The organism is Pedobacter sp. MC2016-24, from assembly GCF_015223055.1.
In the GTDB taxonomy this organism is placed as follows: Bacteria; Bacteroidota; Bacteroidia; order Sphingobacteriales; family Sphingobacteriaceae; genus Pedobacter.
On record NZ_JADFBX010000019.1, the window covers coordinates 12399 to 38236 of the forward strand.

Annotated in this window: 22 protein-coding genes; 7 read left to right on the forward strand and 15 right to left on the reverse strand. The window is 41.9% G+C overall.

What is annotated here, in order from left to right:
• Positions 1 to 24: 24 nt before the first annotated feature.
• The 9 genes from IM797_RS25540 to IM797_RS25580 all read right to left on the reverse strand — a co-directional run bounded on the left by IM797_RS25540 (position 25) and on the right by IM797_RS25580 (position 10458).
• Complete coding sequence (locus tag IM797_RS25540; protein WP_194130058.1) at positions 25 to 1242, reverse strand: efflux RND transporter periplasmic adaptor subunit; 1218 nt, start codon at positions 1240 to 1242, stop codon at positions 25 to 27.
• Positions 1243 to 1244: 2 nt separating this feature from the next.
• Complete coding sequence (locus tag IM797_RS25545; protein ID WP_194130059.1) at positions 1245 to 2456, reverse strand: efflux RND transporter periplasmic adaptor subunit; 1212 nt, start codon at positions 2454 to 2456, stop codon at positions 1245 to 1247.
• On the reverse strand, positions 2434 to 3711 hold the full coding sequence (locus IM797_RS25550) for a TolC family protein (RefSeq protein WP_194130060.1): 1278 nt from the start codon (positions 3709 to 3711) through the stop codon (positions 2434 to 2436). The genes IM797_RS25545 and IM797_RS25550 overlap by 23 nt, the downstream gene beginning before the upstream one ends.
• Positions 3698 to 5635: an efflux RND transporter permease subunit gene (locus IM797_RS28560; RefSeq protein ID WP_194130061.1), complete on the reverse strand. Its 1938-nt coding sequence runs from the start codon at positions 5633 to 5635 to the stop codon at positions 3698 to 3700. The genes IM797_RS25550 and IM797_RS28560 overlap by 14 nt, the downstream gene beginning before the upstream one ends.
• Positions 5632 to 6930, reverse strand: coding sequence for an efflux RND transporter permease subunit (locus tag IM797_RS28565; RefSeq protein ID WP_194130062.1), 1299 nt, complete (start codon positions 6928 to 6930; stop codon positions 5632 to 5634). The genes IM797_RS28560 and IM797_RS28565 overlap by 4 nt, the downstream gene beginning before the upstream one ends.
• A gap of 27 nt (positions 6931 to 6957) precedes the next feature.
• Complete coding sequence (locus tag IM797_RS25565) at positions 6958 to 7314, reverse strand: heavy-metal-associated domain-containing protein (protein ID WP_194130063.1); 357 nt, start codon at positions 7312 to 7314, stop codon at positions 6958 to 6960.
• 133 nt (positions 7315 to 7447) lie between these two features.
• Positions 7448 to 7846 (reverse strand): hypothetical protein, encoded by a 399-nt coding sequence (locus tag IM797_RS25570; RefSeq protein ID WP_194130064.1) that lies wholly within the window; start codon positions 7844 to 7846, stop codon positions 7448 to 7450.
• A 76-nt stretch (positions 7847 to 7922) separates the two neighbouring features.
• The gene (locus tag IM797_RS25575; protein ID WP_194130065.1) at positions 7923 to 8135 is read right to left on the reverse strand and encodes a heavy-metal-associated domain-containing protein; all 213 of its coding nucleotides are present in this window, start codon (positions 8133 to 8135) and stop codon (positions 7923 to 7925) included.
• 94 nt (positions 8136 to 8229) lie between these two features.
• Positions 8230 to 10458 carry a cation-translocating P-type ATPase gene (locus tag IM797_RS25580; protein WP_194130066.1) on the reverse strand — a complete coding sequence of 743 codons (2229 nt, stop codon included), beginning with the start codon at positions 10456 to 10458 and terminating at the stop codon, positions 8230 to 8232.
• Positions 10459 to 10559: 101 nt separating this feature from the next.
• Between IM797_RS25580 and IM797_RS25585 the strand changes: the two genes are divergently transcribed.
• On the forward strand, positions 10560 to 13163 hold the full coding sequence (locus IM797_RS25585; protein ID WP_194130067.1) for a glucosidase: 2604 nt from the start codon (positions 10560 to 10562) through the stop codon (positions 13161 to 13163).
• Positions 13164 to 13181: 18 nt separating this feature from the next.
• Positions 13182 to 13844 carry an HAD family phosphatase gene (locus IM797_RS25590; RefSeq protein ID WP_194130068.1) on the forward strand — a complete coding sequence of 221 codons (663 nt, stop codon included), beginning with the start codon at positions 13182 to 13184 and terminating at the stop codon, positions 13842 to 13844.
• Positions 13845 to 13883: 39 nt separating this feature from the next.
• Here the strand turns inward: IM797_RS25590 and IM797_RS25595 are convergent, their stop codons facing one another.
• Positions 13884 to 14312: an SRPBCC family protein gene (locus tag IM797_RS25595; RefSeq protein WP_194130069.1), complete on the reverse strand. Its 429-nt coding sequence runs from the start codon at positions 14310 to 14312 to the stop codon at positions 13884 to 13886.
• A gap of 391 nt (positions 14313 to 14703) precedes the next feature.
• Here IM797_RS25595 and IM797_RS25600 point away from each other — a divergent pair, with 391 nt between their 5' ends.
• The 4 genes from IM797_RS25600 (at position 14704) to IM797_RS25615 (ending at position 18787) form a co-directional block, all read left to right on the forward strand.
• Positions 14704 to 15909, forward strand: a complete 1206-nt coding sequence (locus IM797_RS25600; RefSeq protein WP_194130070.1) for an MFS transporter — start codon at positions 14704 to 14706, stop codon at positions 15907 to 15909.
• An 865-nt stretch (positions 15910 to 16774) separates the two neighbouring features.
• Entirely contained in the window at positions 16775 to 17518 is a 744-nt protein-coding gene (locus IM797_RS25605; protein WP_194130071.1) for a ParA family protein, read from the forward strand.
• Positions 17519 to 17522: 4 nt separating this feature from the next.
• Positions 17523 to 17777, forward strand: a complete 255-nt coding sequence (locus IM797_RS25610; RefSeq protein ID WP_194130072.1) for a hypothetical protein — start codon at positions 17523 to 17525, stop codon at positions 17775 to 17777.
• A gap of 173 nt (positions 17778 to 17950) precedes the next feature.
• Entirely contained in the window at positions 17951 to 18787 is an 837-nt protein-coding gene (locus IM797_RS25615; RefSeq protein WP_194130073.1) for a hypothetical protein, read from the forward strand.
• 37 nt (positions 18788 to 18824) lie between these two features.
• On the opposite strand, the gene IM797_RS25620 is transcribed toward IM797_RS25615, so the two are convergent.
• The 5 genes from IM797_RS25620 to IM797_RS25640 form a co-directional block, all read right to left on the reverse strand.
• Positions 18825 to 19919, reverse strand: a complete 1095-nt coding sequence (locus IM797_RS25620) for a PepSY domain-containing protein (protein ID WP_194130074.1) — start codon at positions 19917 to 19919, stop codon at positions 18825 to 18827.
• A gap of 2 nt (positions 19920 to 19921) precedes the next feature.
• Positions 19922 to 22579 (reverse strand): TonB-dependent receptor, encoded by a 2658-nt coding sequence (locus IM797_RS25625; protein ID WP_228099123.1) that lies wholly within the window; start codon positions 22577 to 22579, stop codon positions 19922 to 19924.
• A 162-nt stretch (positions 22580 to 22741) separates the two neighbouring features.
• A complete protein-coding gene (locus tag IM797_RS25630) occupies positions 22742 to 23719 on the reverse strand; it encodes a FecR family protein (RefSeq protein ID WP_194130076.1) in 978 nt (325 codons plus the stop codon).
• 92 nt (positions 23720 to 23811) lie between these two features.
• On the reverse strand, positions 23812 to 24390 hold the full coding sequence (locus tag IM797_RS25635; RefSeq protein ID WP_194130077.1) for an RNA polymerase sigma-70 factor: 579 nt from the start codon (positions 24388 to 24390) through the stop codon (positions 23812 to 23814).
• A gap of 95 nt (positions 24391 to 24485) precedes the next feature.
• Complete coding sequence (locus IM797_RS25640; protein WP_194130078.1) at positions 24486 to 25364, reverse strand: NAD(P)H-binding protein; 879 nt, start codon at positions 25362 to 25364, stop codon at positions 24486 to 24488.
• A gap of 81 nt (positions 25365 to 25445) precedes the next feature.
• Between IM797_RS25640 and IM797_RS25645 the strand changes: the two genes are divergently transcribed.
• Positions 25446 to 25814 (forward strand): helix-turn-helix domain-containing protein, encoded by a 369-nt coding sequence (locus tag IM797_RS25645; RefSeq protein WP_304622295.1) that lies wholly within the window; start codon positions 25446 to 25448, stop codon positions 25812 to 25814.
• Positions 25815 to 25838: the final 24 nt, after the last annotated feature.

Below are 25838 nucleotides of genomic sequence, written 5' to 3' on the forward strand. Positions count from 1 at the left end.
TTATGATTAATATTTAACACCAATTTATTTCAAAACATCCAAAGGGTTCTTCCCTTTCTTCAGTACATACTCACTATACAGCAAATAAGCACCGGTAACCACAACCTGATCGCCATCAGCAACGCCTTCAGTAATCTCTACCTGGTTGTCATTTTCATGCCCGGTTTTAACCAATTTGGGCTCAAAACTGTCTTTGCCTGTTTTAACCCATACATGCATACCTTTACCGTCCCTGATCACCGCATCCACCGGCAAAGTCAGCACATGGCCAGAATTACCGGAAGGGATAAACACATTGGCCTGTAAGCCGGGTTGCCATTGATTGGCCGGATTGGGGATACTTCCCCGGATCTGTGTAAGTTGCGTACCTGATTGCAATGAGGGCGTAATAAAGCTGACGGTCATATCCTGAGGCTGACCTTCCCAACCCGCAACCACAACTTTTACTTTTTGCCCTTGCTTAATAGATTTGGCTTCAGCCGGATAAACGTCCGCCTCCACCCAGAGCTCTCCATAACCTTCCAGTCGTAAAATCGGACTTCCTTCATTTACATACTGTCCCGGCGTTACCGACAATTCCGCAACCATCCCACCTGCTGGTGCATAGTACACCACAAAAGGATCCTTTTTCTGCGTTTTCAACAATTGGGCAACCTGAGTTTCCGACTGTCCGTAAAGTATTAACTTTTGCTTAGCAGCCCTCACCAGCTCTTGCTCAATCCGATCACCAGAAAATTGCTTCTCCTGAGCCACGGCCATTAAATATTCTTGCTGCAAAGTAGCCAGCTGTTCAGAATAAAGCTGGTAAAGCGGCTGACCTTTTTTAACCATCACTCCCGTTTCCCGTATATACAATTGCTCTATCCGCCCTCCAATTCGACTGGAAATGTAACTGCTCTGCTCAGGGTTCACCACTAACCTTCCGTTCAGTTGTTTGGTACCCGACAAGCCCTGCGCACCGATCACAGTTGTTGTAATGTTAGCCAGCGCCTGCCGCTTATCGTCAATCTTCAAAGCCTTATCGTCACTGTTTTTTTCAAAAGGAACCAGATCCATACCGCAAATCGGACAAGTACCCATTTCATTTTTAATTACCTGAGGGTGCATCGGACAGGTAAACGTTTGCTGTTTTGCAGCCGTCTTACCTCCCTCTGGGTTCTTTTTACCTGTACAGGCTGCAATAAATATTGATGGAAGAATTGCAATCACAACCATCTTTTTTAAAAATATTTTCCGTTCCATAATTATTGTCCTGCGTTTCCGGCCATTTTAATAAAACTCTCACTATCTACCAGGTAAGCTGCATTTCCACTGACTTCCCAGGTACTGATATCTTCTTTGATCTGCAGCATACCTGAAATGATCATCCCGGCTTTCACAATTTTTGGAACTACCACATTACCTTCTCTTTTGAAAACAATGGTTTTAGTCCCTAAAGATACCGCAGCCGCTTCCGGCAACCACCAGGAAGGACGAAGCAATACCGGAATACGGGCGGTAAGCAATTCCCCTACCCTAAAACTTGGTTTGCTGAGGTATACCCTCGCTATGGTAAAGTTCTCCCCAGCTTTAAAAACGGGTTGGATCATACCTATGTTCGCAGTCTGTATGGTCGTTTTGTCGGCAGTCTTATAAAAAGCAAACCGGTCTCCTTTGCTTACCAGTGCAGCTAAAGCAGGTTTTAAAGAGAATTCTGCCACCAGCTGACTGGCATTGTATATGGTAAACAGCGATTGACCGGCGCTTACATATTGTCCTTCGCGCAACATCACCGGAGAACTTACCGGAGCAGCAACAGCAGCAGGACCAGCAGCAGCACTTCCACCCATCCCCGACATTCCATCACTGCCTGAAGCAGCCGTATTACTGCCTGCTGTAGCGACTGGAGCTGTCACCGCAGATTTCTCCAGAATATAGCCATCTGAATTACTAAACACAGGAATCCGGTAGTTCACTTTACCAGTTTTCAACAACTGGTTTACACCAGAAGCACTCATACCCAATAACATCAGGCGTTGCTTTGCAGCGGCTAGCATGCCTGCATCGGTTCCTGTCCCTTTCAAAAACAGCAATTCCTGTTGGGCCGCAGCCAGATCCGGCGAATAAACTTCCATAATCAGCTGCCCTTTCTTAACAGGTTGATAATTGTATTTAATCCACAAACGCTCAATCCTTCCACTTACCCGACTTGCTACACTCAACTGATTACGTGAATCATAATTGATTATTCCCTGTGCTTCTTCTGTAAAAATCCGCGTACCATATTCTGCTTTGATCAAAGGAAGTGTAGACACCACCTGCGCATTGGAAGGTTTTAACAAATGTGCCAGATTACTATCTATATGTACTAACCCGGGATCCACATGCTTCGCATCCTTCTTTTTCGCGCAGGAGCTGATCAACAGGCTGCCTGTGATCAACAACAAAGCTCCCTTAACGATATAGTTCCTTCTCATAATCTGCAATCATTAAATAAAGCTTCAGTTTCTCATCCAGCACACTGGTCTGCATCATGGTCAGGGCCTCCCAATTGCCAATAACCTCTGGCATCTCCATCTTATTCTCCCGGTAACTTAAAAAACTCACATCCAGTGTTTTTTGCAAAGCCGGAATAATCTTATCTTCCATACCAGCAATCCTTTTCTGCATCGACAAAATTTCGTATTGCATGCCATACAACATCCCCTGGGTTTCTTGTAACATCGCCGCCTTTTCCTTTTCCATCGCCTGTACCTCATATCCCATGCCTTTTGCTTCTGATTTGTACATTTTTGAAGACCAGGGGGCAATTGGAATGCTCACCATACCCATAATGCTGTATGCTTTGGGCATCATCTTGGTTAAAGGCGACATGTGGTCAAAACGCAGTTTAAAATCCGGCCGGCTTTGCTTTTTCATCGCTTCAATATTCAGGTTCATCGACTGAATGTTATAGTCCATCTTTTTGATGTCACTCCTTGCCATAGCCAGGCTGGCCGTATCCAGACTAGCTGCAGGCACAAATACAGGCTTATAGCCGGAATCGATTGAAAAACTAACGTTTCCCTGCTGATTCATTAAACTGTTTAACCAGGCCCGTGCCTTTGCAATATCCCCTTCCTGCATCCTGATCATGTTCTGATTTTCCTGCAATTTGGCTTCAGCTTTATATACACTTCCCAATTTTGATTGGTTATAGGGATACCGGATCTCTTCAATCTTTTTCATGGTTTGCATAATCTTTTCATTCTTTTGCAAGACCGCTATCCGCTGACTTGCAATCAGCCAACTGAAGTACAACCGTTTGGCCTGGGCTTTATAGTCATTTAGCGTTACTCCACGTGTTTCATTTTCGGCCTTTGCCTTTGACTCAATGAAACGTTTATTGGCATTAAGCTTAACCGGATTGGGAATGTCCTGTTCCAGTTGAATCATAATCGAGCCCTTGTCCCTTTCATCCATCAGCACCTGCCCCGGATAAGGTGTCATAAATGTACCCAGGCCTACCATTGGTGCCATCCATGCCGTAGCTGCCTTAGCCGCATGCTTATAGCTCTCAGCTTTTAAGCCGTAAGATTGCAGCAACATATTATTCTGATCGATCTTCTTCAATACAGTATCCAGCGAAAACACCGGCCCCTGTTGTGCCGGAGCCATAAAAGGCAACAGCATTAAAAGGACAGATACCGCCGACAACCATAAAATGCTGTCTATTTTTTTAATGATGTACATCGTGCACCTCCAATTTTCCATATTTTCTCAATTCGTACTCTTTTGACATTAAAAATATCAATGGAGTAACCAATAAAATGTGTGTAGAAGATGTCAGAACCCCACCAATCATGGGTAACACGATTGGTTGCATCACATCAACACCAACACCAGATGCCCACAGGATGGGCACCAGACCAAATAGCGACACACAAACGGTCATCAGTTTTGGCCTCAGTCTTTTCGCAGCACCATACACTACGTATGTTCTCAAATCATCTTTCGTGATCGTTTCACTTGAATTCCCTTTCAGTTTAATCAGCTGGGTCATCGCATCATTCAGGTAAATGACCATCACAATTCCAGTCTCTACCGCAATCCCAAATAGCGCAATAAAACCTACCGCTACCCCCACAGACAAGTTCACACCCCAGAAATAAATCATGTATGCACCACCAATCAATGCGAATGGCACGGTAATCAAACTTAAAAAAGCTTCGCGCAAAGAGTGAAAAGCAAAGTAGAGCGAAAAAAAGATGATGATCAGCACCACCGGAGCAATCCACATTAAGGTTTGTTTTCCACGAATCAGGTTTTCATACTGCCCGCTCCATTCCAAAAAATATCCTTCCGGAAGTACTCCTTTTTCTGCATTCAATTTTTCCATAGCGGCCTGAACCGTACTACCTAAATCCCGGTCACGCACATTAAACATAACTGCACCACGCAAAATCGCATTGTCAGAATTGATCATTGGCGGTCCGTCCTCAAATTTCACATCTGCAACGGCCGACAAAGGTATTTCACCAAAGGTTGGAGATTGTACCGGAATCCTTTGAATCCTTTCCACGCTATTGCGGTACTCTTGTGCCAGACGAACACTGATCGAGAATCGTTGACGCCCTTCAATCGTATTACCAATGGAAGAACCACCTAAAGCCGTTTCTACCACCTGATTCAGATCATCCACATTTAAACCATAACGCGCAAGCTCTTCCCTTTTTAAATTAATAGAGAGATACTTACCACCAGTAATGGGCTCTACGAACAAATCACTCACACCCGGCGTACCTTCCAAAGCCAATTTGACTTTTTCAGAAACCGCAGCTATCGTATCCAAATTCTGCCCAAACACTTTAATGCCCACATCCGTACGTATACCCGTAGCCAGCATATTGATGCGATTGATGATCGGCTGTGTCCAGCCATTTACCACACCTGGAATCTGTAATTTAGCGTCCAGCTCATTGACAATATCTTTCTTGGTAATCCCTTTTCTCCATTCACTTTTTGGCTTCAGGGTAATGATGGTCTCGATCATACTGATCGGCGAATTGTCCGTAGCCGTATTTGCCCTTCCGGCCTTACCTAAAACCTTGTCCACTTCTGGTACCGATTTGATAATTTTGTCCTGTACCTGCAAAATGCGCTTTGCTTCAGCATTAGACACATCAGGCAAAGTTACCGGCATAAACAGAATGCTCTGTTCATCCAAAGGTGGAATAAATTCCGTCCCAAGGTTTTTAAGCAGGGGAATGGTAATCAACAACGCAATGACATTAATGGCAATGGTTGTTTTCCTCCAATTCAATACCGTTTTAATGATCGGCTCATATACACGTTCTAAAAAACGGTTAACCGGATTGGCCTGATCTGGCTTAAACTTTCCCTTCATAAAGAAAGAAATCAATACCGGAGCCAGGGTAATAACCAGCAAAGCATCAACAATCATGATGAAAGTCTTGGTATAAGCCAGGGGATGAAACAATTTACCCTCCTGCCCGGTCAACATAAATACCGGTAAAAAAGAAGTAATGATGATGACTGTTGCAAAGAAAACCCCTCTTGAAACCTGCTTGCTGGATTTGGTGATGATCGCCAGGCGTTCTTCTTCCGAAATCCAATCCGGCGACTTTTTAAATATATTTTTAAACCACGTAATCATGATGATGTTGTTTTATTTTGATCCTTTTCCCATTCTGCATAGCGTTCCGACAAGTGTTTATAAGCATTCTCACTCATGATAATACCATTGTCAACAATCACCCCAATAGCCAATGCAATCCCGGTAAGTGACATGATATTAGAGGAGATATTAAAAGCATTGAGCAAGATAAAGCTCGCCGCAATGGTGATCGGAATCTGAATGATGATACTCAATGCACTGCGCCAATGGAACAGAAATACAAACACAATCAGCGACACCACAATCATCTCTTCGACCAGCGTGTGTTTGATCGAGTCTACAGATTCCTTAATCAGTTCACCCCGATCGTACACGATATCGAACTTCACTCCTTTAGGTAAGCCTTTAGATACTTCCAGCATTTTGGCCTTTACCTTTTCAATCACACCTGCTGCATTTTCGCCGTAGCGCATAACCACAATACCACCTGCTCGCTCCCCTTTACCGTCCTGATCAAATATACCCAGTCTGGTTTCTCCGGTCATCTGCACCGTTGCAATGTCAGACACCTTGATAGGTGTTCCATTCTGGTTTTTTATAGGAATATTGGAAATTTCTTCCATCGATTTGAGGTAACCAGAGGTTTTAATGATGTAACCAATGTCACTCATCTCAAACTTTCGTCCACCTGATTCATTGTTATTGCTCCGCACCGCAGCAATAACCTGCGGCACACTCAGTTTGTAATACAGCAACTTATTCGGATCTATGGAAATCTGATATTGCTTCTGAAAACCGCCAAAAGAGGCTATTTCACTCACTCCAGGTACGGTCTGTAACGCAAACTTCACATACCAATCCTGTATGGCCCTTTGTTCTCCCAGATCCATATCTGGTGCATCCAGGGTATACCACAATACATGTCCTACACCAGTACCATCGGGCCCCAGCTGTGGCGATACGCCTTCAGGTAGTGTTCTTGAAATGGTACTGATCCGCTCCAACACCCGCTCCCTGGCCCAATAAACATCAACATCGTCTTCAAAAATCACGTAAATAAAGCTCATTCCAAACATGGAAGATCCCCTCACATATTTAATTTTAGGGATTCCCTGCAAATTGGTTACCAGTGGATACGTCACCTGATCCTCAATCAACTGCGGAGACCGTCCCATCCATTCCGTAAACACGATCACCTGATTTTCCGAAAGGTCCGGAATGGCATCTATCGGATTCTTTTGCACAGCTAGTATACCCCATACAAACAATCCGGCAGAAAGCAGCAGCACAATAAACCTATTGCGCATAGACCATTCTATAATTTTATGTACCATTTATAATAACCCTCTTTCTTTTTTCATTTAGTGTGTTTTGCTTTTTGAGGCTTTGCCAGAACGGTCGTACTGGCAGCATTCATCCAGGCTGTTGTAAGCTTTTTCATCAGCTTTGAATTTAGGTGTGTCGTAACCAGCGGCAGCTACTTTTTGCTGTACCTGCTCATTGGTAATTTTACCTGCATCATAAGTTACAGTCAGCACTTTTGTTTTTTTGTCCCAGTCGGCCGCACTTACACCAGGAACTTTCAATGCAGTTTCGATGTGTTTTTTACACATACCACAATTGCCGGAAACGTTAATTTTGTCTGTTTTGGTCTGTGCAAATACAGCACTGCCAATGAAGGTCAAAGCGACCACGGAAAGAAATCTGAATACTTTCATAAGGTTGTTTTTTCAAGAAAATTGTTAAATAAATTGGATTTAAAACAAGACGTTCTATGGCTGCGGGGTTATACGCGCACAACGTTTGCTTTTACATTGCATGAATATGCAATCATCAAAAAGAAAGAGGGTATTATATTCTGTAGGTACAGTTTCGGATATAGACAGGAATAAGCTGTCCATCAGGTGGCGCATTACTCAATGCTTCCCGGGTAATTTTTACTGGTATTTGTACAAGGTAATTGCTGAACAACTCGGGCTGTAAAACTGCAGATGACAATTGATCAAATTTGTAGATCGTTTGGTTTGCTTTCTGAGATTTCTCGACTTTAACCTTTTGCTCGACATCTTTACAGCAGGATTTCTTTTTGGAAGCCACGATAGGCATACCACAGGAATCACAAACTTTAGCAGAATGACGCTCCAGGCCCCAGTTTACCAGTTTACCCATACAGTAATGAAAATGCACAGTTGCCCCGCTGGATACACCCAGATAGAAAATGGCAAGTATGGTTAGCAATATTCTTTTCATTACAGTTCAAAGATTGGAAAAAAGAACGGAATAATTTTTATATAATTCCGTTCTTTTTTTACATGTAGTTTTTATGTTACAACGAAGTTGCCACATAACCGGCACTTTTTAACGTATCAATTACGGTTTCAGCATCTAATTCATCATTGCCTTCCACGGTAAGCACCTTATCGGGATTATTGGTATCCACCTCCCATTTTGAAATTTCAGGTAATTTATTTAGAAATGGGGTTACAGTTGCAATACAACCACCGCATTTAATATTGGTTTTAAATTTTAATGTTTCCATGATATTCTTTTTTAAATTGTTTTATGATTTATTTTTACCGCCCATCGTCGTCATGAATCTATTTCAGCCCCCCGCCAAAGCAAAACAGCCGCACTTATATCAATTTTGCAAATTTTAAGCGCAAACTATTGCTCACTACCGATACAGAACTCAGTGCCATGGCTGCACCAGCAATCATTGGATTTAACAAAAATCCATTAATCGGGTACAATAAACCTGCGGCAACAGGAATCCCAATCAGGTTATAAATAAATGCCCAGAACAAATTCTGGCGAATGGTGCGGACGGTTAGCTTAGACAAACGTAAAGCTTTAGGCACTTGCTGCAAGTCAGAAGACACCAGCGTAATCTTAGCCACATCAATCGCAATATCAGATCCTTTCCCCATGGCAATAGATACATCAGCCAAAGCAAGTGCCTGACTGTCGTTAATCCCGTCACCAATCATGGCCACCACTTTTCCCTGCTCCTGCAACTGTTTCACAAAATCAGCTTTATCCGAAGGCAATACCTCTGCCTTAAAATGTTTAATCCCTACCTGGGCAGCTACAGAAGCTGCAGTCTGTTCATTATCTCCAGTCAGCATATAAACCTCAATACCCGCAAGCTGTAAAGCCTCAACAGCTTTAGCCGAACCTGCCTTTATCTGATCTGCAATCGCTACAATCGCCAGCACCTGCTTTGAATTTGTGAAATAGATAACAGTTTGAGCCAGTTGCTGCAAATCGTCAACCTGTTTTTGTAACGTATCCGAGACCTTTATACTTTGTCCTTTTAATACTTTATGACTACCCGCCCAATATTGCTCTCCTTCAAATTTGGCCATTACACCCATTCCGGTCAGACTTTCAAAATCTGTTACCATAACTGGTTTAACACCCTCTGATTTTAACCCACGTACAATAGCTTCTGCCAGCGGATGCTCGGAAGCCTGTTCCAATGCCATCAACACACCTTTTAAGCTATCTTTATCAGCGACTGTATCATCAGCCCAATTCAGCTGGGTAACCTCAGGTTTACCAGCGGTGATGGTTCCTGTTTTATCCAAAATCACTGCATTTACCTGATATCCCAGTTCAAGAGCTTCCGCATCTTTAATTAAAATGCCATGTTCAGCCCCCTTACCAATACCAACCATAATGGCTGTGGGAGTTGCCAATCCTAACGCACAAGGACAAGCAATCACCAACACAGTAACCATGGCCAATAAACCCTGGGTAAAAGCATGTTCGCCACCAAACAGCAACCAGGCGCCTAAAGTAATGATGGCAATCATCATCACTACGGGTACAAAAATACCCGCAATTTTGTCCACCAGTTTTTGTACCGGCGCTTTAGAGCCCTGCGCATCCTGCACCAGCTTAATGATCTGAGCAAGCATGGTTTCACCGCCAACCTTTTCCGCCCTGAACTTGAAACTACCTTTTTGATTGATCGTCCCGGCAAAGACCTTGTCCGTTGATTTTTTTGCAACGGCAACAGGTTCGCCCGTAATCATACTCTCATCTACAAAAGAACTGCCCTCATAAACCACACCATCTACCGGAATTTTTTCTCCGGAACGAACCAAAATCTGATCGCCAATACGTACATCAGCAATTTCAACTTCTTTTTCGCCATCTGCAGCAATCAGCATCACAGTTTTAGGCTGCAGGCCCATGAGTTTTTTAATTGCCGAAGATGTATTTGATTTCGCTTTCTCTTCCAGTAATTTCCCCAGCATGATAAACACAATCACCACTGCCGCTGCTTCAAAATAAACATGTGGATGAAGTCCTCTTTTATGCCAGAACTCCGGGTAAAACGTATTGAAAACACTAAACAAATAGGCAATCCCTGTACTTAGCGCAACCAGGGTATCCATATTGGCCTTTCCATGCCTCGCCTGTTTCCAGGCATTGATAAAAAAGTTCTGTCCAAAAATGAACAGTACCGGTGTAGTTAAAGCCAGCATGTAATAATTACCATTGGCCATATCCATAAAAAACATCCCAATGATTACTACCGGAATGGTCAGTATAGCCGAATAGATCATCCGCTTTTTTAAAGCCTCATAATGATCACGTTGTGTTTCCTCCTGTAATTCCTTAGCACCTTCCTGCTGTAAAATCAGATCGTACCCTATGGATTGTACCACTTTTTGAAAATCCTCAGGCTTAACCTGATCCGGATGATAGGAAACTTTAACTGTCTGCGTGGCATAATTAACCTCAGCATGATCTACACCAGGCTGATTGCCAATCATAGATTCAACACTGACTGCACAGGAAGCACAGGTCATTCCCAGTACCGGCATTGAAATTGTTTCTATATCTTGATTCATGATAAGGTTCGTTTATTTAACTATACAAAGGTAGTTTGTCAAAGACTTGCTTTTTTTACAGCTTTCAGCGAAAAATTTATAAAATTAAGATAAATTACATCATGAATGAGGAAGCACTGCGTTTGGCCACAAAGGGCTGGAAAAAATGGGGACCATATGTTTCTAACCGCCAATGGGGTACCGTAAGGGAAGATTATAGTGCCGATGGCGATGCATGGAAATACACCACCCATAGCCTCTCCCGCAGCATTGCCTGGCGCTGGGGAGAAGAAGGCATTGCGGGCATTTCAGACGACCGGCAAACCCTATGTTTTGCACCAGGTTTCTGGAATGGGAAAGACCACATCCTCAAAGAGGTCTTCTTCGGCCTGACCAATGAAGAAGGCAACCACGGTGAAGATGTAAAAGAACTGTTTTACAACCTCGATGCTTCCCCTACCCATTCTTACCTTAAAATGCTTTACAAGTATCCACAGGAAGCCTTCCCCTATCAGCAATTACTCGATGAAAATGCCCATAGGGGAAAACATGACCCGGAATATGAGCTGATCGACACTGGTATATTTAAGAACAATAAGTATTTCGACATCTTTATTGAATATGCAAAGCAGTCGGAGGAAGATATACTGATCAAAATTACCGCCCATAACCGTGCTGCAACACCTGCATCGCTCAATATCTTGCCAACGTTATGGTTCAGGAACCGATGGGCATGGGGCTATCACAATGACCCGAGAAGCATTACACAAAGTGGAGCGCATGAACTGACCATCAAACAGGATACGTTAGGTGAGTACTTTTTATACACTAAAACGCCTTTAAACTGGCTCTTTACCAATAACGAAACCAATACCATCAGGCTGTACAACTATGACGATGGTAAAAAGTATTATAAGGATGCCATCAATGAATATGTAGTGAATCAAAACCAAGCCGCGGTAAATCCAGCTTTAACAGGAACAAAAACTGCGGCATATTGTACATTTGACATTGCCGCTGGTGAATCGGCTTGCCTGGAACTCCGCTTGTGTAAGGGTAAAAACACCAGTCCATTCCAGGATTTTGATCAGATTTTTAAAACCAGAATCCAAGAAACTGATGAGTTTTACGAATCCCTGCAAAAAAACATTCCCGATGCAGAAGATCGCACAATTCAGCGACAAGCTTTAGCGGGATTGCTATGGAATAAGCAGTTTTACGATTACAATGTAGATAAGTGGCTTAAAGGTGACCCGGCACAACCGGCTCCTCCACCCGGGCACACCACTTCCAGAAACCTGAACTGGAAACATTTAAACAATGCAGATATCATTTCCATGCCCGACAAATGGGAGTTCCCCTGGTACGCTTCCTGGGATTTAGGCTTCCACTGTGTCAGTCTGGCCATTGTCGATGTAGAATTTGCCAAGCAGCAGTTGCTGATGCTGACTAAAGAATGGTATATGCATCCCAATGGGCAGTTCCCTGCATATGAATGGAATTTTGACGATACCAATCCACCTGTACAGGCATGGGCTGCATGGGACGTATATAAAATGGAACAGCGCAATACCGGCACCGGTGACCTTGTTTTCATAGAATCCATGTTTCAAAAATTGCTGATCAACTTCACCTGGTGGGTAAACCGCAAAGATGAACATGGCAGTAACATCTTTGCCGGGGGCTTTCTAGGCTTGGATAACATTGGCGTTTTTGACCGCAATACCAAATTACCCGCAGGATACAGCATTCAACAAGCCGATGGAACCAGCTGGATGGCAATGTACGCACTGAACATGATGCACATATCGCTTGAACTTGCCCTGCACAATCAGGTATATGAAGATATGGCCACCAAGTTTTTCGAGCATTTCCTGTACATCGCAGGTGCAATTATGAACATCATGAGTCCCGACGACAATGGTTTATGGGATGACGACGATGAATTTTTTTACGATGAACTCGCTGTAGCGGGTTCCCATCCCATTAAACTTAAATTGCGCAGCATGGTTGGCTTAATCCCTTTATTTGCCGTCACCGTAATTAAAGATGAAACCCTTAAAAAACTACCGGCATTTGCGGCCAGAATGCAATGGTTTTTGGAGCACCGGCCAGAACTGGCTGCCCTGGTTTCCCGTTGGACAGAAAAAGGTACAGATGATAAGCACTTACTCAGTTTACTGCGTGGGCATCGAATGAAACGCATACTTTCCAGAATGTTAAACGAAGCCGAATTTTTAAGCGATTACGGCATCCGAAGTTTGTCTAAAAGCTATGAACTTACGCCTTATATTTTCCCCACACCGGAACAAGAATATGTAGTTAAATATATCCCCGGAGAGAGCGACAGCAGCATGTTTGGTGGCAACAGCAACTGGCGTGGCCCGGTATGGATGCCTGTCAATTATTTAATTATTCAGAGTTTGATGCGTTTCCACGACTACTACAGCGACGATTTCACTGTAGAATACCCTACGGGATCCGGCCAATTGCTGTCCCTTAAGGAAATTGCCAGCAAACTCACAGCCCGATTGATTGGTATTTTCAAACCGGATGCAACTGGAAAAAGGGCTTGTTTTGGAAGCAATGAACAGTTTCAAACAGACCCGCTGTTTAAAGATTATCTATTGTTTAACGAATATTTCAACGGAGATACGGGCAAAGGACTGGGCGCATCACACCAAACTGGCTGGACAGCTTTGATTGCCAATCTTATCCAAAAATAAAAGTCTTAACTTTGCAGCATGAATCAAGAAATTGCGGTCATATTTGACATGGACGGAGTAATCTGTCATACCAACCCTTACCATTCCAAAGCTTTTACAGAATTTTTTAAAACCCGTAACCTCGCTCCTACTGAAGCCGAGTTTGCAGAACATATGTACGGTAAAAACAACAGGTATATTTTAAGCCATTTTCTACAAAGAGAGATCACAGGTGAAGAGCTGTTGCAACTGGAAGAAGAAAAAGAAGGACTTTTTCGTAAAATCTATGAGCCATTTGTAGAACCCATTCATGGTATCGTCAACTTTATGAACGATCTGAAAAATAACGCTGCAAAATTGGCCGTTGCCACTTCTGCACCACGGGCAAACATGGACCTGATCTTAAGCAAAGTACCCATACTGGATTTATTGAGCTCTAAACTGGCCAGTGAAGATGTTAGCAAGCACAAACCGGATCCCGAAGTTTATTTGAAGTCCGCAGCCAACCTGAACATTTCGCCTTCCCTATGCGTGGTTTTCGAAGATTCCTTTTCTGGCGTAAGCGCAGGCCTGAATGCCGGTATGCGTGTAGTGGGCGTACTCAGTTCTCACACCAAAGCAGAATTACCTCCCTGTAGCCTTTACATCAATGACTATAGTGAAATTTCTTATGCGAAATTAGCAGACTTATTTAAATCGTAACATTTCCAGGCGCATGTAAAAACACGCGCCTGGAAATTATTATACATTCGCCTCAGCGTGCTTTTTAAAGTGATCTAGTATCGCCTGCCAACCGCCGCGTTGCATTTCCGCCGGATTAGTTTGTTCCGGATCAAAAGTCTCAACAATCCGCGTTCCTTCAAGTTCAGCAGCAAATGTAATGGCAACCTTTCTGCCATCACCAAGTTCATATGTAATCAATTTATGGGGTTCAACATGCGTATAAATTCCTTCAAAATCAAAACTCATGCTGCCATCTTTAGCAGCCATTGTTGTTTTAAATTTACCACCGGTTTGTAAATCATTATCTGCATAAGGTGCATGCCAATCGTCAGAAGCATTACACCATTGAACAATATGCTTTGGATCGTTCCATATTTTCCAGACCTTTTCTATAGGTGCATGAACTATTGTTTCGACCGTAATTACATTGTGATCCGTTTTTTCCATATTGAGTTTCTATTTGGTTCTTTATATCTTAAATATAAGATTGATTTCCGAAATAAAAATAAAAAAAGCCCCCAAAATGGAGACTTTCAGAATAGACGTTGATTGTGCCTAATTTTGATTTAGGTATTTCAGCGTCAAAGGTTGCGTTTCACCTTTATAAGCTTTTTGAACTGCCTGGATAGCTGCTTTACCAGTTAACTATTTTGATTAAACGCCGAAAGTACATATTTAACCAAGAAAAAAACATTAAATTACCCCAAGCCAGCTTCGTTCCATTTGATGAATTTCCTTTGTCAAATTCAACATCAATAAAACTTAAGCATTACATACAGCTGAGCATATTCCCGCCATCCTTTACTATCTTTGCCATCCCAAATACTTTTTCGAGTTTATGTCGCTGCCCAAACAAATTGTTACGCATTATAGAGATTCATTTAGTGGCTTAAGTCGCGAGACCTGGATTTTAAGTATAGTCATGCTCATTAACCGCAGTGGTTATATGGCTGTACCTTTTATGGGCCTGTACATTACCCAAGCTTTGCACCGTTCTGCTGCTGATGCAGGATTCATCATCACACTTTTTGGAATCGGATCTATTTTGGGCTCGGCAATTGGCGGCAAACTAACCGATGTTATCGGCTTTCGGCCTGTACAAATCATTGCATCGGTAGTCAGTGGAATTTTCTTTATATTTTTTGCCAGTATAACCCATTTTGAAACGCTGTGTATACTTGCCGTGGTCATCAGCTTTTTCTCAGAAGCCTTCCGACCAGCCAATTTTGCCGCCATTGCAGCCTACGCACAAAAAGGATTGGAAACACGCTCCTACTCTTTAAACCGACTAGCGACCAATCTGGGCTGGGCATTTGGTGCAAGCATGGGTGGCATGATTGCTTCCTACGATTACCGTTTGCTGTTCTACATTGACGGTGGCGTCAGTATAGTTGCAGGTTTGAGTATTTTATTATTCCTGCCAAAAATCAAAGGCTACAGCAAAGCCATCAAAGAAAAAGTAAAAGGAATCGTGGTCCGAAAACCCTGGGAAGATCGCGTATTTGTAAAATTCATCCTCTTAACCACAGTCTTCATTCTTGGCTTTTTCCTGATGTTCCGCGTGGTACCCGTTTTTTTCAAAGAAAACTGGAAAATCAATGAATTTCTAATCGGCTTGATTCTCGGTCTGAACGGTGTCATCATCGCTTTATTCGAAATGGTAATGATCCACAAAATCGAACACAAAAGACCACCCATGTTTTACATCGTATTGGGCGTATTGCTCATTGCCATATCCTTTCTCATCCTGATGCTTCCGTTCGGAAATCCAGTGATTTTAGGTACATTATGCCTCATTTTCTTCACTTTTGGCGAGATGTTTGCCCTCCCCTTCATCAACACTTTCGTCATGAGCCGCGCCAATGAATTTAACCGCGGACTATATGCGGCCGGCTACATGCTCAGCTGGTCTGTTGCCCAGGTAGTTGGCCCAACCGCAGGATTCTACATTGCACAACTTTATGGATACGATACTTTATGGATCATCCTGTCCGCCCTGATGCTGCTTACCGCGTGCTTTTACTACAAACTAAAACCTGAATGATCGGATTAATTTTAATGACAACTACAAATTAAAATAAAACTTGCCAGCCAAACCGGGATCTTTATAAGCCCTTGGCTCCAAAATAAATAGAAGAACCAGGCTTTTAAAAAGAATGACCTGAACGAAAACCGTTGTTTTTGCCATTCCCAGAATCGAATATTTAAAGACTAATCACAGGTATTTTGTAAATATTCGATTCTCAGCGCCTTAAAACATCCTAAAATAAAGCAGAAACAACCATAAAAACCTGCAAAACAACGTTTTACAAGCACAGCCATCGTTTCTTCAGTTTTACTTCTTAAAAACAGAATTTGCCATTTTTTTATCGGATAAGCGCAATTTCTTAGCAATCTGACACCAACGATATCATTTTCTGCAGTGATCATCAAACACTTACATGCAGCGCAAAATAAAGATATCTATATATTAATATACATAAAAATATAGATACAAAAACATAGAAACATCAAGATTAAAATGCGAAATTTACATCCCAGCATCAAGACATCTAAATTCAAAGATATCTAAACATATTTAAATCTTTATAATTAAGATATTAAAAAATTAAAATATCTGCATGCATAAATATCCTGACATCTAGATATATTAACATCGATATTGAACTTGATATCTACATATATGAATATAAAAAATTATAGATATCATAAATATATAAATATCTACATATCTCTATACCTAGATATAAAAAATATGCCTTAAAACATCAATAAACCATTATAAAAATCAAACACATCTTGATATCTATAAATAAAAAGATCAAAATGTGAATAACTATTTCGCACAAAGGCATCTGCATATCAACATATCTTAGTATCATTGCGTACTTGTATAAAGATATAAAAACATGAAGATTATAGCCGTTATAAACCATAAGGGTGGTACAGGAAAGACAACTTCTACACTCAACATTGGTGCTGGATTAGCCCGTGCAAATAAAAAAACTTTACTGATCGACATCGACCCGCAGTCAAATTTAACAGAGGGTTTAGGATTGAGAGATGTCAAGGTATCTATCTACGACAGCATTAAAGATGACGTAGCGCTTCCCATTCAAAACATTGCAGAGAACCTGGATCTTGTCCCTTCATCTTTAGATCTGCTGGGCGCAGAGATTGAATTGGTTTCCAGATTAGGTAGAGAAACCATCCTGAAAAGATTGTTGAAAAACGTTGGCGATAAATACGATTACGTGTTGATCGACTGTGCTCCTGCCCTGGGTATGTTAACCGTTAACGCATTGGTTGCTGCAGACACTGTGTTGATTCCTCTTGAAGCAGAATATTTTGCTTATCGTGGGATTGACCGCCTGGTATCAATCATCTCCGACGTTAGAACACATTACAATGAAGGACTAACCATCGGCGGTGTATTTATCACCAAGATCAATCCAAGAAGGGTAATCACCGAGCAAATCACAGAAAGTATCAAAAAATACTTCAACGACAAATTATTCGACACCTCTATCAGAATCAATGTGGCCCTGGTAGAAGCCCAGCTTAAAGGAGTTGATGTATTTGAATATGCGCCAGCTTCAAACGGCGCAATAGACTACGCAAACCTGACAGAAGAAATTATAGTTAAATTATAAGGATATGGCAAAGAAAAATCTAGGTGACATCGAAGACAACAACAAAAATTTAGGCGGAGTATCTGCCCTGTTCAATTCTCCTGCTAAAGAAATTGCAAAAGAAGAGAAAGTTGCACCTAAAGCTGATGAAGAGACCGTGACTTATCCTTTACGGATGAAAAAAAGTTCTTTGAAAGCACTCAAGATTCTTGGCGCACAGAAAGGAATTACCGTAAAAGATCTGATCATGTCTGTCATTGAAAAAGAATACGACCTGTAACATCTCTTGAGATGTCAAATTTCAAAAGGTATCAAGCTGTCTCAATATTGGGGCAGCTTTTTTTTGGTCTGTAAAATATTTTGGAGGCAACTAGTACCCTGCTGACTTTCAATTGTATATAATATTAAAACCTGATCAGTAATCAGGAGAAACATTTACAAAACCATCAGCATATGAAAAAATTAGTCAGAATTAACATTTTTATTCTTTTAAGCCTTGTATTTACAATTGTTCAACCCACAATGGCACAAAAAAAGAACATCTCCATTCCACAAAAAGAAGACGTCATTTACATGTTGAACGGGGAAAAGAAACAAGGCCAGATTAAAAGTATGGAAGGAAGCGGGCTTAAGTTTATTCACGCAGGGGAAACCGTAGTATACACCCTTAAACGTTCGGAGATCTACAAGATAGAATTTGCCAGCGGCCGCACCGAGGAAGTAAATCCGAAAATTACAGAGAAACCGGGGGTTCAGGAACCACAAAAGATCAGCCCTAACCTTGTCGCCATTATTCCCTTTAAGGTAAGCACAATCAATGAACAGACGGCCGGCGACAAAGGAGAGAAAATACAGGAAGAAGCCTATCTCTGTCTGAGCAAAAATAACAATGGCATCTACAAGTATCAGGAACCAAGGATTACCAATCTCATTTTGTTTAAAAAAGGTGTCAATGAAAGCAATATAAAAGGTTATTCTTCCGAAGAGCTTTGTCAGCTACTTGGTGTGGAATATATCATCCAGGGATCGCTTACCCGCAGTTCAGAAGAAACGCTCAATACTCAGGAAAGAAAAACATCTGAGCACACGGAAGATGGAAAAGAGCAAAGAAAATCAGTAAATACCAAAGTAAATAAAAACTACGACAGCGAAATCTTACTTGGGATTTACAATGTAAAAAATGAGAAAGTATATCTGAAGTCCAGAAAATCAATGCTTGATGATGAAAACTCGTACAAGAATACCTTAGTTTACCTGCTGAAGCGCTGTCCTGTATACAATAAGAACTAAGGCCATTTCATCTTGATCACTGCCGGTTCAACACTTGTTACTTCCCTCTTCGCCACCAAATCAGAAAACCAGTAACAGGTAAGCCGGCAGCAATCAATCCAGCAAAAAACACTAACATTTTACCTGCAAAACCAAGTGCACTACCCGTATGTAAATCATAATTCAATGCAATAACCTGAGCTCGGAGAGCCAACTTATTAAATGCCTCTCCTGTTTGTAATAATTTCCCATTGTAACGGTCAAATCGATACTGTACCCGCTTATAAAGTTGTACGTCACTCTGGTAAGCTGAAACATTCACCGTTCCACTTTTTGCAGGAGGAAAACTGTATAGCAAGTAAACAGTTTCAGGCGAAGCTTGCAATGCCTGCGTCAGAATCCGGTCAACAGGCATGGTACCCGCAGGCTGGGTGGTATCCGACAATACTTTAGCCTTCTGCTCAGTGGTGAGTTCAAAAGACCACATCAGCCCCGTCAATGCGATCACCATCAATATCACAAAACTATAAAAACCAAATACATTGTGCAGGTCGTAATTCAGCCGTTTAAACTTAGCATTCCATTTCACAACCATACTTTTCTTGAGCTGTTTACGGTTCCATTTTTTTGGCCACCACAATACCATTCCTGAAACCAGGAGCAATACAAAACAGACTACAGACCACTGCACAATAATATGACCAATATGATCACCCATCAACAGGTTCATGTGTAAGGCCAGCACTATGGTAAAAAACTCTTTCTTTGCATCTTCCCTAAATACAACTCCTCCGGTATATGGATTTAAGTATACCTTATCGTAATACTGATAATAATTCCAATAGCCAAAGGCCTTTCTATCCAGTTTCATCGCCCTGAACATATAGGTACGGCCGGGCAATTGAGACAATTCTGCACGTGATATTTTCCGGTCTTTCCCTATCGCCTGTTCAGCTATAGGCAGCAATCGGCTCAAGGGCAAACGAACCGCAACCTCAGGAACATCTACATACAACCTATCGTGATAAAGCATTTTCCTGATCTCGCTTTGAAAGGCATAAATGGCTCCCGTAATGCCCAATATAAACACCACTAGCCCGGATGCTAATCCGAGCCAGAGGTGAATTTGTCTTATAATTTTCTTTAATTTCAACACTAAAATTTAAAAGTCAAACTTGCAGCAATGGTTCTTGGCATTTGAGCGGTTAACACACCCTGACCAGCAAAATATTTTTCATCTGCTAAGTTATCCACTTTAACACCCAATCTGTATTGTGGCTTATCATAAAATACGGTGGCTGTAGCCATGATATATGATGGCAAAGTGAATACCCCGGTAATCGCAGAGTTAGAAGTTTTATGCTCACCGATATAATTGATACCAGTACCTAAACCTAAACCTTTTAAATCACCACGTGGAATTGCGTAGCTGATCCACGAGTTTACCAGTAGTGCCGGGCCTGCCGACGCTGGTCTGCGGCCTTCCAAAGCTGCTGTACCCTTAACCAGTTTGCTGTCATTATAGCTATAACCTGCAATGATATTCATCCCTTCAAATGGATTACTGATCAGTTCCAACTCTACCCCTTTACTTTTTTGAGTACCATTCTGCACCGTTACATTATAATTTGAACCATCTACAACTATCGCTTCAGTACGCGTCATGTTTTCCACTTCAATATCATAAGCACTCGCTGTGAAACTAAGTCTGCCTTCAAAAAGTTCCATTTTAACACCTGCTTCAAATTGATTCGCATGTTGGGGCTTGAATGTACCAGAAACTCCTGAGCCCTGTGGCTGCGTAACAGGTGGCACATAACTAAAACCATTCATATAATTGCCAAACAAGGAAACTCTATCCTTCAATACTTGGTATACCATGCCCAATTTAGGCGAGACAGCCGTTTGCAGATAAGAACTACTCAATATATTGTTGATCTGATTTCTTGTGCCCCTGTTATGAAAACGGTCAATACGTAAACTCAGCATAGCAATCAATCTGTCGGTCAGATTCAACACATTGGAAGCATAGGCACTGTAAATATTGCTTTTGGTATTGTTCTTTGTAGGTTGAAATTTGGTGGGATCCAACTTGTTAATTGCATCAAGCTGTGCCAGCTTGAACTCTACCAGTGATCGGGATAACCTTGCATAACTGGCGTCAGGTTTTACAGCACTGGTGGTATCAAATGCCAGGTTAGCTGAATTGTTGTTGTTAATTGTCTGATTGAGGTAGTCAACACCCACCACCAACCTGTTTCGCAGACCAGCAATCTTAAAATCACCGATAAAGTTCTGCTGAATATCCGTGGCTGTATTTACAGAATTTTGCAGGGAGATGTTACGCTCCAACATATCATCCGTTTTAGCCAAACGGACAAACTCATACTGATAAAACCCATCCGACTTTCGTGTATTACTTGAATAGATGGTTTGTGAAGTCCATTGTTGCGATAGCTTATACGTGATCTGCGCCCTCGCATTTACAGTTGGGTTTTTCATCGTAATATCATTACTGGTAAATGAACGTTTCCAATCGTAATTCAATTCCTTCGGTGTTGTTGCAAAAAATGCCCGCGAACGATTTAAAAAAATTGAAGTAGGACTTGTACCTTCCATTTCGTAGAAACTGGCATTCAAGCTTAGTGTTAATCTGTCGTTTGCCCTGTACTCAAATGACGGAGCCAGGAAAACTGATTTTTTGAATCCCGCATCCTGAAAGCTGTTTTGATTTTGATAAGCTGCAGTCATCCTGAATAACAGCTTCTTATCCTTATTAACCGGACCATACACATCTGCAGAAAGGCGATTCAGCCCATAACTTCCGGTGGTGTAGTTGAGTTCTCCGCCTAATGTGTCCACCGGCTTTTTAGTTGCTATATTGATTAAACCACCAAAGGCCACAACAGCGCCACCATATAAAGTACCAGACGGGCCTTTCACCAACTCAACACGTTCAATATTTACCGGATCTATCTCGCCATTGGTTTGTGAAGGCACACCATCTACCAGCGAAGCTTCTGTACGGAAACCACGCATACTATAAGCAGAAGCACCGTCTGCATTGATCCCCCGACTACCTTGTATTTTATAGATTCCCGGGCTGTTTTTTAAAGACATACTAAACTCTGTAACCATCTGCTCGGTAAGTAAAGTCTTTGGTATGGTGGTATAAACCTGCGGGTTCTCCAGGTTCCCTAAAGGCATTTTAGCCGCTGTAGTTGTTTTCTTTACCGCAAATTTATTCGTACTACCGCCATTGATCACAACCTCCTCAAGCTGATCATTGCTTTCAGTTAGCACAAAATCCACAGAAACCGTTTTACCAGCAATTACTGTCACTTCCTTTTGCTGAACGCCAAGTCCTACAAAGCTGGCCACCAACTTATAAGTTCCGGCTTCCAGATCTTTCAACAAATAATTACCGCGGGCATCTACCTGGGCGCTTTTAACACCTTTGACACCAATTGTCACAAACTCAGCGGGCTTTCCGTCATTTGTGGTAACCCTACCCCGAACGCTACCTTTAATACCTGAGGTTTGTATAGTGATCTGAGTACCATTTACACTCAACCCCTTAAGCTGACTACCTAGCAAATCGGCTAAAGCCTCTTTCAATGTTTTATCTTTAAAACTTACATTCAACCGCTTATAAACATTCAATTGTGTGCTGCTGTAGGAAAACTGAACCCCAGCATCATCGCCCAGGGCTTTAAGCGCATCACTAAGACTAACATTATTCAATTGAAGCGTTACTTTCTTTTCCAGTACCGGGCTTTGCCATGCATAACTGCCAAGAGGCAGATATACCATGCTGCAGAATAAAAGCAGGAAAATTACGAATTGTTTCTTTTGGGTACATCCTTTGTACATACTTTTGTTTGTTGTTAAATTAATAATGAATTGATTTTTCAATAGCCCGGTGTGAAGTTTGCCGACTGAAACCGGGTTTATTTTATAATTGGTTTGGGATGATCAATAAAGTGCGAATGTTTGTCCTTGCTGCCTATACCTGAATTTGACTGCAAAGCCCATACTTTCCAATACCTTTTTCAAGCTTGGGTTCTTAAAACTCCCGGTATAACGTTCTTGACGAAGCTCAGCTCTGTCGATCTTGATTTTCACATTGTACCAGCGCTCAAGCACCAATACAGCATCTTCGACAGTCAAATTATCCAGAAATAGTTCGTTATTCTTCCAGGCCAGATACTTACTGGCATACACTTCCTCGGTACTCATCACCGGAGCTGATGGCACAGCGGTTTCATAAATCCCTCTTTTATTGGCTGTCAGAATGAGTTGCTGCTCACCAGCATCCGCCGTAAATTTAACCCGACCTTCTTCAACCACTACTGAAGTAGCCGTTTCATCAGGCAAGCACCTTAAGTTGAATCGGGTACCCAAAACCTGTACCTTAGTTTTTTCCGTATGAATAACAAAAGGTTTTGATGGGTCTTTAGCCACATTAAAATAAGCCTCTCCACTGAATTCCAGCATCCTCAGTTTACCGCTAAAACGCAGGGGAAATCGCAATCTGCTCTCAGCATTCAGCCAGGCAATTGTCCCGTCAGGTAAGGTTACGGTTAACTTCTGGCCTTTGAGGGTTTTCACCTCTTTATAAACCACCATTTGGTTTTTGCTACTGTTTTCCCAGCCAGCGTTTAAATAAAAGCCCAGCGTTGCGCCAGCTACCAACACCACACAGGCTACCAGCTGCCATATGCTCAGGTAGCTCGTCAATTTTAAAGCATGGACCGGTGTGGGTTGAGCCAATGATGGATAACGGGAAGTTAGTTTCTTCCAGCCTTTGTCCTCCAAAGCCTTTAAATCTGTGTCCTGAGGAAAGCTCATCTCTACCTCATCAGATGCTAACCATTGTTCAACACAATGTTGCTCCTCTGGAGTACACAGGCCAAGATGGTAACGATCAATAGTTTCTTTAGTAATCTGCATAGCAATCGGGCATCCCTAATGTGCCCTTATACTATAAAGCCGGATAAGCCGCAGTTTTTCCTAGGCCGGATTTCAATAAAATTCAAATTAAATCACAAAGACCTGAATTCCTGCAAATTAATCTTCAAGAAATTCATCGCTTTATATAAATGATACTCGACAGTCTTCTCAGAGATCAACAGGAGCTGCGCAATTTCTCCATTACTCATTCCTTGCTCCTGGCTTAAACGATAAATCTCTCTGCAACGGCATGGAAGTTCATCTACCAGCAAATTCAAACTCCCCTTCAACTCATTAAAAAAGACCTGTTCTTCTGTACAATTTCTACTGCTACACAGATTTTGTAACGCGCAGTTGATGTGCTCCCTATGGCTATTGCTGGTACGAAGATATTCAAAGGCCTCTAGTTTTGCTGCCCGGTTTAAATACTGTTCGATACTGGTCTTAATGACAATCTTCTCCCGACGCTCCCAAAGTGACGCAAATAAATCCTGACAAATTTCTTCGGCAATTTCTTCATCACGGGTATAATGAAAAATAATACCAAATACAGTTTTCCAGCAATTCCGATAAATGCGTGCAAATCCCTGCTCAGTTAAGTGTTGACTGGCAAATGAAACATGTAGGTCTTGATTTAAAAGAGATCCAGGCACTTCCGTAAATTTGCCCAAAGCTAGCTAATAAAATGGAATCAATCTAAATAAATTGAGAAAATAAAAATCCACCCTCAAATCAATAAAGGTGGATTTCTATCACAAAGTCAAGGCTAAAATGCCTTAGCAAATTCAACTGCAAAATCATTTAGCTTTATTTTACCGATAGATGATGGCTTGTTGTTAAAGTAATGTTCAAATAACTTATGACTCCTCATCGCATCACCCATTTCTACATAACTTTTAGCCATTGGCTCCGGCAGTCCTGCTTGAACCATACCTTGCAAAGCATCTTCATCCTTAAATTCTACCCATGGAAGTTCTGGCTTACCCACAGCAGCCCCCAATGCACTGGCCACATTTCCAGCGGTACTTTCATCACTGGCTATATAACGTACGCTTTTCCCTGAAAATCCCGCCGCCAGTTCTTCTGCAGCTACCACTGCAATATCTTTAGGATGAACCAATACCAGTGGTGTATCTGCCCCGTAATTTGACCCCAATATACCAGCATGTTTAATCATGTCGATATTCGCCAGGAAATTGATATAGAAAAATGCCGGACGCAAATGTTTAACAGCCACACCATCTAGCTTGCTATAAGTTTGCTCTACATCATGCAAACCGGAAATAGGTCCTGTGCCCCCATCTAAATCGGCTCCGATACTACTCAGGTTAACTACCCGCTTAACACCTGCAGCTTGGATGGCCTCGGCATATTTTTCTCCAGTGGAAGAAATGAACTCCCTGATGTTTGAAGCGCCGAAATTTGGTGGCACCATGGTATAGATTGCATCTTTACCCGAAAATGCCTCCGTTAAAAAAGCGACATCTTCTACTGAGCCAATAGCCGCCGTTGCGCCAATGGCTTCAATGGCTTCGACCTTTGCATCGCTACTGCTGATGATTGTAACCTGGTGTCCAGCTGCAATTAAAATCTCTGCCAATGGTTTACTGATATTTCCTAGTGATCCTGTGATTGTAAAATTCATAATATTATATTTTAAATTGTTGAATACAAAGGTATATTTGTACTTACTTTTATACAAGTACTTACCCCAAAGTATGTAACCATGACCGCAATTAAAGAAAGTTCTACCCGCAATTTCAACAAGCAGGCATCTGCTACTTCATGCCCTGTAACTTATGTCATGAACAAAATAGGTGGACACTGGAAACCCATTATTTTGTATCATTTGTCAAACGGACCTAAGCGTTACAGTGAATTAAAACGTGCCATTCCTGAGATCACCGAAAAAATGCTGATCCAGCATCTAAAGCAATTACAACTGGACGACATCGTGTTAAGAACTGCCGAACCGGTTGTTCCTCCATTCGTGACCTATTCTTTAACTCAGGCAGGCGCAAAATTACAGCCAGTATTGTCTGCAATGGCCATTTGGGGCTTAGATGATATGGAACAGAGAAGACCCCTGAAATGATGATGTGTTAATTTTTTAAAATCT